The 14,658-nt window shown below is 68.8% G+C and carries 17 protein-coding genes; 6 read left to right on the forward strand and 11 right to left on the reverse strand.

The window, feature by feature from the left end; translation table 11 throughout:
- Positions 1-370 precede the first annotated feature (370 nt).
- The 11 genes from IEZ08_RS37675 to IEZ08_RS37725 all read right to left on the reverse strand — a co-directional run bounded on the left by IEZ08_RS37675 (position 371) and on the right by IEZ08_RS37725 (position 8,336).
- Positions 371-967: a hypothetical protein gene (locus IEZ08_RS37675; protein WP_189244088.1), complete on the reverse strand. Its 597-nt coding sequence runs from the start codon at positions 965-967 to the stop codon at positions 371-373.
- Positions 968-1,125: 158 nt separating this feature from the next.
- Positions 1,126-1,359 (reverse strand): hypothetical protein, encoded by a 234-nt coding sequence (locus IEZ08_RS37680; RefSeq protein WP_015060856.1) that lies wholly within the window; start codon positions 1,357-1,359, stop codon positions 1,126-1,128.
- 16 nt (positions 1,360-1,375) lie between these two features.
- Positions 1,376-1,825 (reverse strand): transcriptional regulator, encoded by a 450-nt coding sequence (locus IEZ08_RS37685; RefSeq protein WP_189244089.1) that lies wholly within the window; start codon positions 1,823-1,825, stop codon positions 1,376-1,378.
- Between the two features lie 86 nt (positions 1,826-1,911).
- On the reverse strand, positions 1,912-2,505 hold the full coding sequence (locus IEZ08_RS37690) for a RapZ C-terminal domain-containing protein (protein ID WP_189244090.1): 594 nt from the start codon (positions 2,503-2,505) through the stop codon (positions 1,912-1,914).
- A 17-nt stretch (positions 2,506-2,522) separates the two neighbouring features.
- Positions 2,523-3,392 (reverse strand): NUDIX hydrolase, encoded by an 870-nt coding sequence (locus IEZ08_RS40450; RefSeq protein ID WP_015060852.1) that lies wholly within the window; start codon positions 3,390-3,392, stop codon positions 2,523-2,525.
- Between the two features lie 11 nt (positions 3,393-3,403).
- Positions 3,404-4,012 carry a hypothetical protein gene (locus IEZ08_RS37700; protein WP_189244091.1) on the reverse strand — a complete coding sequence of 203 codons (609 nt, stop codon included), beginning with the start codon at positions 4,010-4,012 and terminating at the stop codon, positions 3,404-3,406.
- Positions 4,013-4,502: 490 nt separating this feature from the next.
- Positions 4,503-4,694: a hypothetical protein gene (locus IEZ08_RS37705; protein WP_181409417.1), complete on the reverse strand. Its 192-nt coding sequence runs from the start codon at positions 4,692-4,694 to the stop codon at positions 4,503-4,505.
- 66 nt (positions 4,695-4,760) lie between these two features.
- Positions 4,761-6,578, reverse strand: coding sequence for an ATP-binding protein (locus tag IEZ08_RS37710; protein WP_189244092.1), 1,818 nt, complete (start codon positions 6,576-6,578; stop codon positions 4,761-4,763).
- The gene (locus tag IEZ08_RS37715) at positions 6,578-6,847 is read right to left on the reverse strand and encodes a hypothetical protein (protein ID WP_189244093.1); all 270 of its coding nucleotides are present in this window, start codon (positions 6,845-6,847) and stop codon (positions 6,578-6,580) included. The genes IEZ08_RS37710 and IEZ08_RS37715 overlap by 1 nt, the downstream gene beginning before the upstream one ends.
- Before the next feature lie 188 nt (positions 6,848-7,035).
- Entirely contained in the window at positions 7,036-8,097 is a 1,062-nt protein-coding gene (locus IEZ08_RS37720; RefSeq protein ID WP_015060857.1) for a DUF2637 domain-containing protein, read from the reverse strand.
- The gene (locus IEZ08_RS37725) at positions 8,094-8,336 is read right to left on the reverse strand and encodes a DUF7970 domain-containing protein (RefSeq protein WP_189244094.1); all 243 of its coding nucleotides are present in this window, start codon (positions 8,334-8,336) and stop codon (positions 8,094-8,096) included. The genes IEZ08_RS37720 and IEZ08_RS37725 overlap by 4 nt, the downstream gene beginning before the upstream one ends.
- A gap of 222 nt (positions 8,337-8,558) precedes the next feature.
- On the opposite strand from IEZ08_RS37725, the gene IEZ08_RS37730 reads away from it, so the two are divergent.
- The 6 genes from IEZ08_RS37730 (at position 8,559) to IEZ08_RS37755 (ending at position 14,162) form a co-directional block, all read left to right on the forward strand.
- A complete protein-coding gene (locus tag IEZ08_RS37730) occupies positions 8,559-8,843 on the forward strand; it encodes a hypothetical protein (RefSeq protein WP_189244095.1) in 285 nt (94 codons plus the stop codon).
- Entirely contained in the window at positions 8,840-9,166 is a 327-nt protein-coding gene (locus tag IEZ08_RS37735) for a hypothetical protein (RefSeq protein WP_015060844.1), read from the forward strand. Before IEZ08_RS37730 ends, IEZ08_RS37735 begins: the two co-directional genes overlap by 4 nt.
- 75 nt (positions 9,167-9,241) lie before the next feature.
- The gene (ssb, locus tag IEZ08_RS37740; RefSeq protein WP_189244096.1) at positions 9,242-9,754 is read left to right on the forward strand and encodes a single-stranded DNA-binding protein; all 513 of its coding nucleotides are present in this window, start codon (positions 9,242-9,244) and stop codon (positions 9,752-9,754) included.
- Between the two features lie 185 nt (positions 9,755-9,939).
- A complete protein-coding gene (locus tag IEZ08_RS37745; protein WP_181409411.1) occupies positions 9,940-13,287 on the forward strand; it encodes a DUF927 domain-containing protein in 3,348 nt (1,115 codons plus the stop codon).
- Positions 13,287-13,829, forward strand: a complete 543-nt coding sequence (locus IEZ08_RS37750) for a hypothetical protein (protein WP_015060843.1) — start codon at positions 13,287-13,289, stop codon at positions 13,827-13,829. The genes IEZ08_RS37745 and IEZ08_RS37750 overlap by 1 nt, the downstream gene beginning before the upstream one ends.
- A gap of 57 nt (positions 13,830-13,886) precedes the next feature.
- Positions 13,887-14,162 (forward strand): hypothetical protein, encoded by a 276-nt coding sequence (locus tag IEZ08_RS37755; RefSeq protein WP_189244097.1) that lies wholly within the window; start codon positions 13,887-13,889, stop codon positions 14,160-14,162.
- The last annotated feature ends 496 nt before the right edge of the window (positions 14,163-14,658 follow it).

Consider the following 14,658-nt stretch of genomic DNA (forward strand, 5'->3'; position numbering starts at 1 on the left):
TGATACCTGTACTTCCCCAGACGGGGGAACAGGGGGAACACGCAGGTCAGAGGGGGGAACGGAGGGGGGAACGGCGGGGGAACGGCCCGGGGGAACAGGCCAGGGGGAACGCCCTGGTCAGGCGGGGGAGCGGGGCCTGCCCGGCGGGGGCGGTAGGGCGCTGACCTGCGTGTTCCCCTTTTTTCTGGCGGGAGGGGGAACAGGGGGACCGGCCGGGGCCGTACGGGGGAACAGGGCCAGGCGGAGCATGGCCGTACGGCCAGGGCCGTCTAATAGTCGTCGGGGCTCTGACCTGCGAAAATGCAAACCGCGGAACGGCCGGCCGATTGGCGGGCACCCTGGTTGAGCTGGGGGGATGGGTTATTGACGGTCATTGGCCGGTCTGCTGGCGGACGTAGGCGTGACAGGCGGAGCGGCGCAGGTCCCCGGCGGGGAACAGGGCGTCACACCGGTTGTGCATGGCATCGGCCATGGAGGTGCCCCGGGGGATGGGCGCGCTGTCTCGGACGGGCGGCCGGGAGCGGGGACGTCGGGGCCGGGCGGGGGCGGATTTGGCCCGGTCGGGACGGCTGGCTTTGGGGGCGGCGGGTCGGGCTGGCCGTAGGGCCGGGGGACGGAGCCCTGAGACGGCCTGTGGAGGCTGGGAGAGCCGGGCTGGGGGATGGTCCCGCTTAGGGGTTGGGGACGCCGTAGCGGCCTTGTGGGGGCTCTTGCTGGCCGGAGCCGGGGAGGGGGCCGGGGTCGGGGTGGAGGTGCGGGGGATGACCGGATCAAAGCGCGTGGGAGCCGGGGCGGCGCTGGCGATGGCGGCCGGGATGTCGGGCAGCTCCGGCCGCTCCAGAGGGGAGCCGGACAGCCAGATCCCGACTCCGGAGGCGACCAGGACGGCGACGATGAAGGGTGCGGCTTTGCGCCACTCAATGCCCGGGGGGAGATCCTCATGGGGGTCGGTGAATGGATCGCTCATATAACCAAGCGTAGTGAATCAAATACTTTTAGCTACTTTCTGAGAGAGCGAAACGGCCGGACATCAGGGCGACGTCCGGCCGTTGGCCTTTCCCGGGGTCCCGCTCCGACGATCTTTAGCCAGGTGGGGCGATGCGCTCGGTCACCTGGAGATCTCGTTCATTCCTGGTCGTCCCTGCGGTTGCGCTCACGGGCAGACAGGTGAATCAGGACCGCCCCGGCGAGAGCTCCGAGGGTGGAGGGGACGGCCAGCCAGGTCCGGCCGTAGATGTGCAGGAGGACCATCGCGACTACTGCGCTTGCCACGCACAGGACGGAGGCGGCCCGGTAGATCCCGTCAGGGTCGGCCACGATCGCGGCCCGGAGCCGTTCGAGCACCGCTTTGGGCTGCATGATCAGTTCCCCTTTCCTATGCCGAGATGATCAGAGCGGAGATGACCCGCCAGCCCAGATGCCATGCCTGGTCGAGTGCGTACGATCCGGCTCCGCCTGGCATGTCGTAGTAGCTGCGCTTGCCCAGGGCGACGGCCAGGCGGCGCAGGTTAGGCCGGTGGTCGGCCCATGCGTGGGAGGCGGCATTGACGGCCAGTCCGGCGGACATGGCGGCCGGGCTCCAGTCGAGCGGGAAGCGCCAGGCGATGAGGGCCAGGACGACGGCGAGGGTCAGGGTGTGGGTGGCGACGTGCCGGGTCAGGGCGGCGAGCCCGGCCCGGGTGGCGTGTCCGTCGTTGTCGGTCTGACCCTTGGTCACAGCGTCAGTGTGGGTCTGGACCCAGTGGTCGGCAACGCTGTGCAGGCCGTACAGCAGGGCCAGTGTGAGGGCCAGGCGGAGAGCGGCGGCGATGGTCTCGGTCATCATGGGAGTGATCCCTTTCTGTGCTGTGAGAGGTGCGGAGCGGTGATCAGGGCGCGGCCGGGCGGCTACCTGGCCGCGCCCCCTGGCGGTTAGAAGGTGCTGGCGTACAGCTCCGAGAGCTGCCGGAAGACGGTCCGGCTCAGATCAGGGTCGGGGTGGCCACTGCTGAGCTGGTCATCCATGCGGTTGATGATCTGGGCCAGGGAGTCCCGGAGGGCCTCCGCCGGAGGGACCGGGCTAGCGGGGGTTTCGATCACCGGCTTGTCGATGTCGCGGTGCTCGACGTCCACCCCGACGCCCCGGGAGCGGAGCGCGGAGGCGATCTCTTCGGCCATGGCGACGCTGCGGTGCCTGCCCCCGGCACAGCCCACGGCGATGGTCACCATGCGGAAGCGGGGGTCGGCAACCTCAACGAAGAGGTCGAGTGCCAGGCGCACGGTGTTGTCGATGATCGCGCGGACGCCCGGGGTGTTCAGGACGTGCTGGCGGACGGCGCTGTCGGTGCCGGTGCGGTAGCGCATGCCGGGGTCGTCGTGGGGGTTGCGGAACTGCCGCCGGGCGTCCAGGGTGACGTCGGCCTCGATCGGCTCCCCATGCAGGTAACCGAAGGAGCTGACCACCATCTGAATGCGGTTGTCGGGGTAGAGGCTGGACAGGTCAGCGGGGGCGGTGTGGTCGCTCATGTGGGTCACGGTCCTTCCTAGATCGAGTTATCGAGTGCGGAGGCCAGGAGGTCCCGGTGGGCGGGGAAGAGCTGGCCGCCGCGAGCCTGGATGTCGGAGGCGAGCTCGGCGAGAGTGTCGGCCCGCACCCACGCGGCGCGGCGGGCGTCGTCGGCACCGGCCAGGGCGGGCAGGTCCCCGGGTCCGTCTACGTCCAGAGCCGCGACGGTCGGCACGGTGACCATCCATGCCTCGTCAGAGGCCCGGGGGTCGGGCACGTAGCGGGCGGGCAGAGCCTTGCCGACGTGTGCGTCCAGGCGGAGGCCGGTCTCTTCGGCCAGCTCCCGCATGGCCGCGCGGGTGGGGTCTTCACCGGCGTCCACATAGCCGCCGGGCAGCGCCCATCCGTGCCCGTCGGCGCGTTCGATCATGGCCAGCCAGCGACGGCCACGGGGGTCGGTGGCGATGGCCAGAGCGTCAGCGCAGAGCTGCTCACCCCAGTGCCCCAGCTCGTTCCTGCCGTAGCGGATGCGGGTCGTCTCGCACGGGTTGACGGGGCGTCCGTCGATCACCTTGAACGGGATGGCGGCGCGGGCCTGGCGGTCGGCCCAGTCGATGCGCGTGGGGTCGCACTCGGGGTCGGCCCAGTCCGCGCCGTTGCGGATGCCCTCGAACACGCTGGGGTGGGTGAAGGTGACCGTCTGGGAGCCGGGCAGGGCGCGGCGGAGGACGAACGTGGCGTTGTAGACGTAGCGCATGCCCCGCATCCCGCCATAGACGCTGGCGAGATCGCTCTTGTCGATGTGGTGGGAGACGACTTCCCAGCCTCCCGCCAGTTCCCTGGTCAGCTCTTCGTTGATCGCGTCTGCCTGCTGGTCGGTGATGGCGATGAACCGGTGCTCATACATGGTGATCTCCCTTAGATCGCGTCGCGCATCTCGATCAGGCGGGCAAGGGTCCGCTCCGTCAGGTACTGGCGGTCGGCGTGCTCATCGTTGAGCTTGGTCTCCATGTGGTTGATCAGCTCCGAGAGTGCGGCGCGGATCTCGGCCAGGGTCGGCTGGGAGCGGTCGGCGTCGGGACCCTGGTCGTCCGGGCCGATCTGGATGGGAGCGCCGCTGTCGCGGTAGCTCTCCGCCCGTGCCCATGCCTCCCATCGGGAGGGTTCGGCGTCGCGGACCTTGTCGGCGCGGCTTTGGGCGGTGGAGCGGGGTACCTCCAGTGCGGCGGCAAGCAGGGTGTAGGTGCCGCCCGCGTCGAAGTGCTGGCGGACCAGGGCGTCTCGGAGTCCTTCCAGTCGGGGGGTCAGCTTGGTCTCCAGGTGGGAGAGTGCGGTGCCGATCTCAGCGACGGTTTCCGTCCCTCTGGCGTCCCATGCGCCGGAGCGGAGCCGGTCGAGTGACCAGAAGATCGTGTCGGCCCAGTCGGCGATGAATGCCGCATCGGTTCCGAGATGCTTGCCGGGCAGGGTGATGACAACCGCTGTGCTGCCGTCGTCCTGCTGGACGAACTTGATGTCCTGAGACATGGGGATGATCTCCCGTCCTCGGGGCGTACGATTTTTCGTACGATCGCTTACCCCTGACTCTGTACGAACTTTCGTATGGGGTCAAGGGCTCCGGCCCTGTCCATCTGGTGAGGACGACCTACCGTCCAGACCGCTCCGCCGTCCGGCTGAGACACAGCAGGACGACCGGACCGGAGCCGGACCGGACCGGACTCCGGACTCTGGACCGCGCGCCGTCCGGCTGACTCCGGACCGGACTCCAGACCGGACCGCACACCCGTCCAGAGCCGACCAGACGGCCGGACACCCGCGACCGGACGGCCGGACAGACCAGACCGGACACCGGCCGGAATGGCTCTGGACAAGCGAAAATCAGACGGCCATTCACCTGCCTGAATGAAACAGCGTGCACATGAAAACAAAAAAGACCGGCCGCCGCTACCGAAATAGGCGCGACGGCCGGTCTTTATTTCCCGCTCCCCGATATTCAATCGGGATTCTGAAGGCGGGATTACTTATCTCTCAAAATTGAGAGAATATCGTCCAGTTTCGTGTTCTGCTCATCGAGCTTGCCCTCTATGGTGGTCAACCTATTAGCCTGCCGACGCTGCGTCGCCTGAATGTCGGAAAGCATCGTGTAAATCTCCTGCACATCATTGTCGAGCTGGGAGACTTTCCGATCCATTTCGGCGGGAGTTCTCATCGTGACCTCTCTTCGGGGAGACCCCGGCCAGCACCGCCAGAGCGGCACCGGCCAGGGGTGCGGGTTTTATCCGGTAGCGATGGGGCGATTTCTCGACCACCGGATGAGTTCGGACGGCAGATAGAGTTTCTCCTGCCCTTTTCCCTCGGCGACCGGCTGGGGGAATTCGGGGTCCCGGTTGCGTTCGGCGCGCAGGATGTAGAGCGTCTTTTCCGGGGTGTCGGACAGGGTTACCAAACCGCTGAATGCGGCTTGACGGAGCCCGATGGGCGCATTCGGATCTACCGGGATTGGGTCCCTTTTTTCACCGTGGACGAGGCGGAGCTGCGGCGGCCCGGGGGGCGGAGCCTGAGCCGGGACCCTGATCCGTGTCTCTGGCACAGTATCAACCCTCTCCCGCTGGTGAGTGATCCCCTGAGACGTTGATACAGCCTGAGAGCGGGCCGACAGCACGAACTCCCGGATCTCCGCCTCGGTACCAAAGAGTACCTGAGTTTCGTATGCCTCACCGGCCTGGACCAATTGCACCCGACCCGGCTTCTTGGAGGCTTTGGGTGCGGGCCAGACCTCCGGAACGAGCATCCGCCATGCATTCATCGAATACCGGGCGAGAACGCGCGTGGCAAAGCACTCGCGAATTTCTGGACCGCCCATTGCGCGGGCGGTCATGAGCTGGCCGATTGCCAGGACGTGAGTCCGGGCCTGACGCCCCATGAACAAGACATCGCCAAACGCCTCAACGGCCGGGGACTGTTTCGGGTCGTCTTTTCCTTTGATTTTCGACCAGTAGCGATTCAGTTTGCTCATGGTGGCGTTCATCTCCTCCATGATGAGGAGAACGCGCGGGAGCTGAGCTACTTCATCGTCGCGGTCCTCTTCGATCATGTCGAATCGCCGCATGCCCTCATCGGCGACCATAATGATCGCGTCATGGATTTGCTCCATGCTCCGGGCGTAGATGACACCCGGGAGTCCGCGCGCCCACCGATGAGAGACCTTTTTGAAGTCGCAGATAACGACCTGACCGCCCCGGGCGAGAATCTGAGCGGCGATAGTCCGGGCGGTGACGCTCTTTCCGCCTCCAGAAGACATGGACAGCAGAATGTGAGGCGATTCCGAGTCCAGATCGACGGCGATTATCCGGCCGCGCTGTCCCAGTCCGATGATGGGGGCCGACTCCGGAGCCTGAATGATCAGTTCCAGGCTCTCCGCCCATCGGGCGGTCTGCGGCGGCCGGGGAGCCTGAGCGATGATCAGGGTTGGTCTCGGGCCGGACAGCCGCCAGGCTACGTCGATGTCCTGAAGGGCCAGCTTGGTCCGGATGGCGTCCAGCACCCGCTCTTTGGTGGCCTTGTCGCCCTCGAACGCGACCGGGAGCCGGACGGAGATCCTCATGTCCTGGTTGGTCTGGAAGTCATGCGGGACCCGGAGGTAGTCCCGGGGCCGGACGTCCTCAGTCAGGCCCAGGACGGGCGTCAGGACCGCATGGAGCGGCCGGAGCCACTGCCGGTCGTGCTGGTAGGTCTGGACCTTCTCCATGGCCTTGTTGGCCCCGTAGAGGGCTCCTCCGGCCGCCGCTCCGGCATCGACGGCCAGCATCAGGTCCGGAGCCGTGAGCCACCCGTACGGCTGACCGACCACCTGACTGGCCCCGGCGATCCGCCAGGCCGCGCGCTGCCAGCCCGGAAGCGCCATCCAGCGGCTGGGGCGGTCCCGGTGGGGCTGATTGACCGGCCGGGTACCCGGCCGCAGGAACGTCGAGTTGGACCGGGGGATGCCATCCAGCGGGCGGCCGGAGACGAACCGGCCGACGATCCGGGGGAAGGTGTTCTTCCGCTTGGACATCAGCCCGACGAAGTCGAACAGATCCGTGTCCTGTCCCATCAGGCCACCTCCGGCCGCTCGACCACGCGCGGTATGGGAGACGCGGCCGGGCTGGACGGAGCCGGAGCCGGGCCGGTGACAGCGCCCTCAGCCGGGGCCAGAGCGGCGGGGGCCGGGGCATAGACGGGGGCGGCCGGGATCTCCCGGACGTACTCGCGCACCAGCTCCCGCGTGACGATCGGGGCCGGGACGGGGGCCGGGGCCGGGCCGGTCGTGATGTGCACACGGTCCTTGGCCGCCAGGTGGACGCCAATGATGATGCCGATCACCACGCCCACGGTAATTCCGAAACCGGCTGTGACAAGGACCCACACGAGATCGCTAACGGGGTCGCCGATGGGGTCTGGGGCGGATTGCGGTTGGATGTTCATTGCTGGACTCCTGGACTGGGTTCGGAGTTCGGAAGTCCCGGGGGGCGGAAGGTCAGAGAGCCGCCCTCCGGGGCGCTGGGGGGTAGTTATGCCCGCTGGGACGGCAGCGCCCGCAGCATCGCTCTGGCGTTCTCCTGCTCTGCCTTGCGCACCGCGTAGGCATCGGACTTGGTGATCGTCACACCCCGCTCTGCCAGCCAGGACACGGCCCCGGGCACGTCGTAGTCACCCCGGACCGCGAACGCGTGCCGGATCATGTCCCGCTTGCTGCCCAGCGTGGCCAGCATGGCCCGGTCGGCCGCCAGCGGGTCCGTCTCCACCGGCACCGGCCGCCCGTCCGGGTCGTCATCCGGCGGCACCGGCGGCAGGATCGGGCGGATCTGGGTGGCCTGGAGCGGGGTCCGGGGCCGGTCGGCCGTGGCCTCATCCATCGCGGCCTGCGTGACGGTCCGGCCGCGCGCCTGGAGCCACAGCCGGGCGTTGTACTCGTCATAGGACCCCATGGCCGACCAGGCGTAGCGGATGGCGTCCACGTCGCTCATGCTCGCCAGCGCTGCCCGCTCCCGGACGTAGGCGATGGCCAGTTCGGGCCGGGCGATGTTCTCCCTCCGGGAGGCCGCCCACGCGCTGAGCGTCTCGCCAGGGCTGACCAGCCAGCGGATGCCGAACCGGGGATGGGCGCTGACCTGCGTTCCGGCCGCCTGGCGGGTCCACTTGCGCACCCGGGCCAGGGTCGCCTCAAGCAGCACCGGACCGGCAATGCTCATGGCGGCGAAGAACGGCCCGTCCAGCGGGCTGGCCGTGGTCTCGGCTGACTGCCAGTTGATCCAGGCGGATCCGCCAGCAAATACCCAGGTGAGCAGCCCGAAGATGCCCGCGCCCTCTCCCCGGAGACCGGAGTAGACCGTCATGGACACGCACAGCGTGGCGGCCAGGTCCAGGGCGACGAACGCCAGCACGGCGAACAGCACGCCCAACCCCAAGCCCATGGGGTCGCGCGCCCACTCATAGATGTGCTGGGAGGACAGGGCGATCGGGGCCAGCACGACCAGGCCCAGGGACACCGCGATGACGACGATCAGGGTCCTCTGTGATCGCGTGGGGGACGCGCCGGCCGAATCCTGATGATCATGCGTGGGGGTAGTCATTTCGTCTCTCCGGTGAGTAGGGCTACGACCTCATCCATGTGGTTCAGGGCAACGCGGACCATCGCGTCGGCGAGATCGGTCTTGGTGACGTCGCGCCGGATCGTGCTGATCGCGTCGATCCGAGCGTCGTCCAGTAGGGCGGCGGTCTCGGGTGAGACCAGCACACGGGCGGTGGGGCGGCGGCCGGTTGCCACGGATGATCCTCCGGAGGGGTCGCCGCTCAGCGTCTTGGTCATCATGTCCCCAGAGTGACACGGTTGGAAACCGTTGGCAACCGTTGACTTGAGCGGAAACGGGTGAGACAGTCGGTCGTGGAGTCCCGGCAGGAAACCAGGGCTCCGGCGTCCACCGTAGACACCGGACGGCCGGAGGTCACCCCCGCCACTCCAGTCCAGACACGACAAAGGCCCCACCGGAAGTCCCGCAAAAGATCAGCCGGTGAGGCCACCTCAGAGAGAGGCATGCCCATCATGGCATCCACCGGCAACAAGATCCGCATTCTCGTCAAGGTGCTCCCGCTGATCGCGGCCGTGATCGTCGGTCTCGCGGTCGCCACCGTGCCCCGGCTGGTCGGCATGAGCCCGGCCGCCCACACCACGAGTACGGAGCCCGCCCCGCTCCCCACCGGCCCGAACTGGGAGACGGAGCCGGAGGAGCCCGCACCCCTGCCGACCGGCCCGAACTGGGAGACGGAGCCCGCTCCGGAGCCGACCACGTCCGCCGGATGCGCCGGGACCGACTGGTGACCGGCCCACTGATCGGCTCAGAAGGCTGGCGGATGGTCATGCACCGGGCCGCCTGGCGATGCCAGTGCACCCGGTGCCCGGCCCACAAGCGGCAGTACCAGGGCCGGTGCGAGACCGAATCCGATGAGCAGACGGGCGTCCGGCTGATCGCCGCTCCGCTCGATCCTGGCCCGGACCCGCTCCGCCACATCCCCACCGTGCCGGTCGATCAGCTCCGCGCCTGGTGTCCGCCCTGCTACGACCGGCTGATCACTGACCGGCGCGCCCAGTACCGCAAGGAAGCCGAATGGCAGATCCGGGACCGGGCGGTCCCTCTGTTCTGAGCGAGATCAACGGCGCGTAACCGCTGGAATTCGACGTGATCCACCCAGTAGGCCAGAAGAAAGAAAGGAAGATCCGTGGCAGTCAACGACATGATCCTTACCGCCGTCGGCAACCTGACGGCCGATCCGGAACTCCGCTACACCCCCAACGGTCAACCCGTCTGCCAGTTCTCGATCGCGGTCAACCCGCGTGAGCGCACCCCGGACGGCACCTGGAAGGACGGAGATCCCTCCTACGTGCGCGTTCAGTGCTGGCGGTCGCTGGCCGAACACGTCGCCGTCTCGCTCCGGAAGGGCGTGCGCGTGATCGTGACCGGCCGCTGGCGTGAGGAGCGCTGGGAGAAGGACGGCCAGAAGCACTCCACCTGGCTGCTGACCGCCGACGCGATCGGGCCGGATCTGACGTTCGCGCCGGTCGAGATCAAGGCCGCCAACCGGCGCGATCAGGCTCCTCCAGAAGACCCATGGGCCAGCGCTTCCCGGACCCGCCCGGCCGCCCAGGCTCGACCGGCCGGAGCCCCGGGACCGGAAGCCGGAGCGCATCCCGCTGTCCCCTCTAGGACAGGTTCGGCCGACGCGCCGCGCTAGTCCCCTCCGGCCCGGCTGCCCCGGGCGTAGGGTAATCGACCGTAAACAGCAGAAGACCCCGCCGTGATCCCAGAGTTGGTCGCTCTGGGGGCGGGGTCCCCACTCATTTGCTCAGGGAGAGTCTACGTGACGCGATCCCATGTTTGGCTATTGGGCGCTTGTGCCCGTGTCGCTGGCGGTTCGCAGTGAGCCGCAAGAAAGCCAGCGCCGACGCGCTGGCCGACGTCGTATCCCTACCTTCTGCCCCCCCGCCCCCCGGGGAGTACGTGCCCGGCTCGATCGGCTGGACCTACATCCCCGGGACGGGCGTCTGGCGTTCCGGCAAGCCGGTGCTCACCTGGTGTCCGACCGTCACCCGGCACCTGGCGCACTACTCCACCCGGGGCCACATCGCGGCGCGTCGGGTGACCATCGCCGTAGGCGACACTGAGGTGACCGTCCCGATCACGGACGTGGTTGACGGCTCCGTCTGGACCCGCTTCCCGGTGGCCGGAGTCGGTGAGAAGACCGTCCGTGACGTGCTGCGCAACATCGTGGACGCGCAAGCCGCCGCGCTGCCGCTGGGGACCACCACGCCCCGGTGGGAGGCTGGTCGCCTGGAGCTGCCCCCGGCCGACGTGCTCCCGGCCGGATACCTGGCCGTGGCCGGAGAGGCCCAGGAGTGGCGGGAGCTACTCCGGCAGGTAGCCCGCTCCCCCCGGATGGCGCTGGTCGTCGGCCTGGCCGTGGGCGGACTGTACGTCCGGCCGCTGGGGCGGCAGTCCTACACCGTCCACCTCCCCGGAGGATCATCGGAGGGCAAGACCTCCACACTCCGGGCGGCGGCGGCCGTGTTCGGCGACCCGCGCAACTCGGTGATCAAGCCGTGGGCCAGCACGCAACAAGGCATCCCGACCCTCCATAGGGCGGTCGGCACGCTGACCACCTTCCGCGATGAGCTGGGCTCATCGGAGTACCGGGGCGACCGTCTCGGCAAGATGATCCTGTTCCTGATGGAGGGGTGCGAGCGGGACCGCTCCGACCGCTCCGGCGGCGGGCTGGTCGAGTCCCCGGGCTCCTGGCATGGGGCGCTGATCTCCACCGGCAACGCCTCCATCGTGGATCAGATCGACAATGAGGCGATCTCCGCCCGCGTGATCGAGATCGAAGGTCCGCTCAGTCTGGACGCCGACCACGCCGATTGGGTCCGCAACACCGCCCTGATCGTGCATGGTCACGGCCTGGCCGCGATCGCTGAGCGCGGATGGGAGCCGAAGGTGTTCTCCACCGTGGCCGACGCGATGTTCGCCGAGATCGGCACCGGCACCGAGAAGGTTGCCCGCCGCATCGCCTGGCACCTGGCCATGGGGGCGGCCGGGGCACACCTGCTGGCGGAGCTGGCCGACGTGCCGGAGCTGGCCGCCGACGTCACCGAGACCGCCCGAACCGTGCTGGCCGAACAGCTCCGGGGCCTGTCTGAGCGGGGAGCCCGGCCCGGGGACCGGCTCCTGTCCCTGGTCGCCGACTGGATGGCTAGCAACCCGGGCGCGTTCCCGACCCGCCAGCGCTATGTGTCGTCCATGGCCGGAGAGTTCCCGCTCAAGGACGTGTGCGGCTGGGACCTGCGCGACGACGACCCGGCCGGGGACGTCGCCATCATCCCGACCCGGCTACGGGACTACGCCGAGAGGGCCGGGATCACGGATCTGACCATCGCCCTGAAGGACCTGCGGAAGGGCGGCCGTCTGCTCACCGACGCGGGCAAGCTCATGAAGCGGGTCAGGGTCGGCAGCGATGACCCCCGGGCCTACACCTTCACCGGGCTCTATGGCCAGCCAGAGCCCGTCCCCCTGCCCGACCCCCCACCAGAGGCCAGCTCCCCGCCCCGGCCGCCGCGCCGGGACGGCCAGAACTGGAGCGCTGATCCGATGCCCACCACCGGCCCGGCCGCTCCGGCCGAAGGTCCCCTCTCGCCCCCGGCCCCGTGCCTGACGTGCGGGGAGCTGTCGGCCTGGCAGCGCTCCGGCCAGCCCATCCATGCCGGATGCGACGACCCGGCCCCGGCCGTCGCGGTGATCACCAATCCGCCGGCCGAATCCATGATCGCAACTCCGGGGCCGGTCCCGGCCGCTCCGGCCGCCCCGGTGCTGGCCGCTCCCGTGCTGGCCGCTCCCGTGCTGGCCGTGGCCGCCGACACGGGCGGGCTGTACGTCTCCGGCGGGGAACTGCTGGACGCGGCCGGAGCCCTGGAGTCCCTGCCCGCGTTCCTGGCCCGGGTGATCGAGCTGATGCCGGAGGGCGGCAGCGTGGCCATCACCGCCGACGTGGCCACCGCGCTGGGCTACCCGGCCGCCCCGAAGCGAGCGGAGACCTTCGCCGAAGCTGACCGGCGCAAGCGGGCCAGCCGAAAGAAGGTCGAGCCGGAGCCCGACCCCCGGGCCGCGATCGAGGGCCGGGCGGCCGGGTGGCTCCCGGCCGATGCCGGGCTCCAGGCGTGGACGACCTGGCGGCACCCCGAAAGCGGGACCCGCGTGCATGTCCTGGTGATCGAGTGGTCCGGCACCGATGCCTCATCGCACGTGCTGATCACCCCGGACCTGAGCGCCGCTCAGGCATGCCACCGGCTGACCGCCTGGCACCGGGCCACCGGCACGCCGTACGTGATGACGGCCGGGATCTCCGGCTGCAATCTGCTGGTCGCCAAGCGGCACCACGGGCGGGCTCCGCTGCGCAAGTGGGAGCCCCCCACCGACTGCCCGGCCGCCGGAGGAGCCGAACACGGCTATGACCATCTCCGGCCGGAGTCGCAGTGGACCGAGGCGGAGCGGTCGGCCTCCCACGTGATCGGGTTCGACATGCGCAAGGCGTACCTGGCGGGGTTCGCCGGGGCTGATTTCGCCATGGACCGCCTGGAGCACGTCGGCATCTCCGGCGGGTTCGACAAGACGCGGGCGGGCTACTGGCTGATCTCTCAGCCCTGGAAGCCGTTCGACCTGCTCCCCGATCTCCGGGGCCGGGAGATCAGCGTCAGCGGGAAGGTCGCCCCGGTGTGGGTCACCACGCCCCGGGCGGACCTGTTGCTCCAGACCGGCATGCCGGAGGAGATGATCGTGGATGCGTGGTTGTCGCCCCGGGCCACCGGCCACTCGGCCCGGATCGGCCGGGCGATGGCGGAGACCCTCCGGGACGCCCTCAAGGCCCTGAGCACCCCTCAGAGCGACGACGACGCCGCGCTGGCCGCTTCCCTCAAGGCCGCCTACCGGGAGACCTACGGGCAGATACAGCGCCCTACAGGCAGCGTCTACCGCCAGGACTGGGCGGACACCGTGATCGGGCACTGCTGGGCAGCGATCACCCGCGCCGTGATCCGCATCGGCACCCAGACCGGCCGCTGGCCGGTGGCGCTGGACATTGACTGCGCCTACTACGCGACCAGCCCGGCCGCGCTGCCGTTCGACAATCCCGGGTTCGACACCACCGACGCCCCGGGCAAGTTCGCGATCAAGTCGATCCAGACCATCGAGCAGTTCCGGGCCGGAAGGGGGGCGCGCTGATGGCGTTCTTCAGGGATCTAGGCGACGCCCTGTATCGGGGCCTGACCGGCGGCCGGAGCCCGGCCAGCGAAGGCCGCACCACTCAGGAGCGCGCGGAACGGCTGATCAAGAAGCACGGGTCGATCAAGGCGGCGGCGGCCGACACCGGCGTCTCCCCCGAGACCATGCGGCGATGGGCCAGAGGAGAGCAGGAAGCCAAGAACACCGCCCGCAGCAATAACGCCGACAAATTGGCCGCCGCTGAGCGTCGCGCCCGGATGACCAAAGCCGGGACCAAGCGGGTACGCAATTCCACCGGCAAAGAGAAAGGCTCCGGCGAAGGACTCCGCATCCGGGCCACGGTCCAAGTCTCCGGGGACCGCAGGGAGCGAACGATCAAACCGGGGGAAGCCCTCCCCGCCGACGCAATGGAATCAGTCATCACCAGATTCGAGACCGAAGGTCCAGAAGCGGCAGCATTGGAGCTGCAAGACCTGCTTGACTTCTACTACTTCAAGGGTGGCCGGGGCCACGTCGAAGAGATCACCGATATCGGGTACTAAGAAATGCCGCACGCTATAAACAAATGGCGTGCGGCATTTCCCGCAAGGGAGGGGACCGTGAGGGACGAAGCGGAGCGGCTAGCAGCCGACTACCAGAAAATGTGCGACGCCCTACAGAGCGACGTCACCGGAATTATCGACGCCGTCACACCGGCATTAAGTCTCGTGAGCGACGCCACCCGGGAGCGACTCGCCAACATCATCACAGAGCTGACCGAGCTACGCGACAGCACGCCCGAACCGCCGACCAATCGCGGTCCGACAATTGCGTGTGCAGCCCGGACATCATTTCCGCAGACTGCCCGGCTCACGATCTCACCTGAAAACGGCTGACCCCCCCGACCAACCGGCCCGTGCCTCCACCCCACCGGAGCACGGGCCGGTTGCTGTCTGTCCCCCCGGCCGGGACGCTGCCCGTACACCTGGCCGTACGGCCCGCTATGTCCCGGACACCGGGACGCTCCAAGGCCTCTGTGTCCCCCTCCCGGACCTGTCCCCTACCGTGTCCCCCAACACGTCCGCCGGAGCCCTTACAGCCACTCACAGCGCCGCTAGGGGACAAGGGGACAGGACTCCCCGGCCCGTACGGCCAGCGCCCTCCCAGCTCCCCGGAGCCCCGTTCCCCCTCCCGCCAGAAAAAAGGGGAACACGCAGGTCAACGCCCTGCCCGCTCTACCGTGCAGGCCCCGCTCCCCCCGCCTGAGCAGGGCGTTCCCCCTGTCCTGTTCCCCCTGTTCCCCCGGGCCGTTCCCCCGCCGTTCCCCCCTCTGTTCCCCCCTCTGACCTGCGTGTTCCCCCTGTTCCCCCGTCTGGGGAAGTACAGGTATCA

The organism is Planobispora rosea (assembly GCF_014648175.1).
In the GTDB taxonomy this organism is placed as follows: Bacteria; Actinomycetota; Actinomycetes; order Streptosporangiales; family Streptosporangiaceae; genus Planobispora; species Planobispora rosea.

Bases quoted from the DNA above. Each gene is read 5' to 3' on its own strand.
- IEZ08_RS37675 (WP_189244088.1), bottom strand. From the start codon at position 967: ATGAGCGATCCATTCACCGACCCCCATGAGGATCTCCCCCCGGGCATT.
- IEZ08_RS37680 (WP_015060856.1), bottom strand. From the start codon at position 1,359: ATGCAGCCCAAAGCGGTGCTCGAACGGCTCCGGGCCGCGATCGTGGCC.
- IEZ08_RS37685 (WP_189244089.1), bottom strand. From the start codon at position 1,825: ATGATGACCGAGACCATCGCCGCCGCTCTCCGCCTGGCCCTCACACTG.
- IEZ08_RS37690 (WP_189244090.1), bottom strand. From the start codon at position 2,505: ATGAGCGACCACACCGCCCCCGCTGACCTGTCCAGCCTCTACCCCGAC.
- IEZ08_RS40450 (WP_015060852.1), bottom strand. From the start codon at position 3,392: ATGTATGAGCACCGGTTCATCGCCATCACCGACCAGCAGGCAGACGCG.
- IEZ08_RS37700 (WP_189244091.1), bottom strand. From the start codon at position 4,012: ATGTCTCAGGACATCAAGTTCGTCCAGCAGGACGACGGCAGCACAGCG.
- IEZ08_RS37705 (WP_181409417.1), bottom strand. From the start codon at position 4,694: ATGAGAACTCCCGCCGAAATGGATCGGAAAGTCTCCCAGCTCGACAAT.
- IEZ08_RS37710 (WP_189244092.1), bottom strand. From the start codon at position 6,578: ATGGGACAGGACACGGATCTGTTCGACTTCGTCGGGCTGATGTCCAAG.
- IEZ08_RS37720 (WP_015060857.1), bottom strand. From the start codon at position 8,097: ATGACTACCCCCACGCATGATCATCAGGATTCGGCCGGCGCGTCCCCC.
- IEZ08_RS37725 (WP_189244094.1), bottom strand. From the start codon at position 8,336: ATGATGACCAAGACGCTGAGCGGCGACCCCTCCGGAGGATCATCCGTG.
- IEZ08_RS37730 (WP_189244095.1), top strand. From the start codon at position 8,559: ATGCCCATCATGGCATCCACCGGCAACAAGATCCGCATTCTCGTCAAG.
- IEZ08_RS37750 (WP_015060843.1), top strand. From the start codon at position 13,287: ATGGCGTTCTTCAGGGATCTAGGCGACGCCCTGTATCGGGGCCTGACC.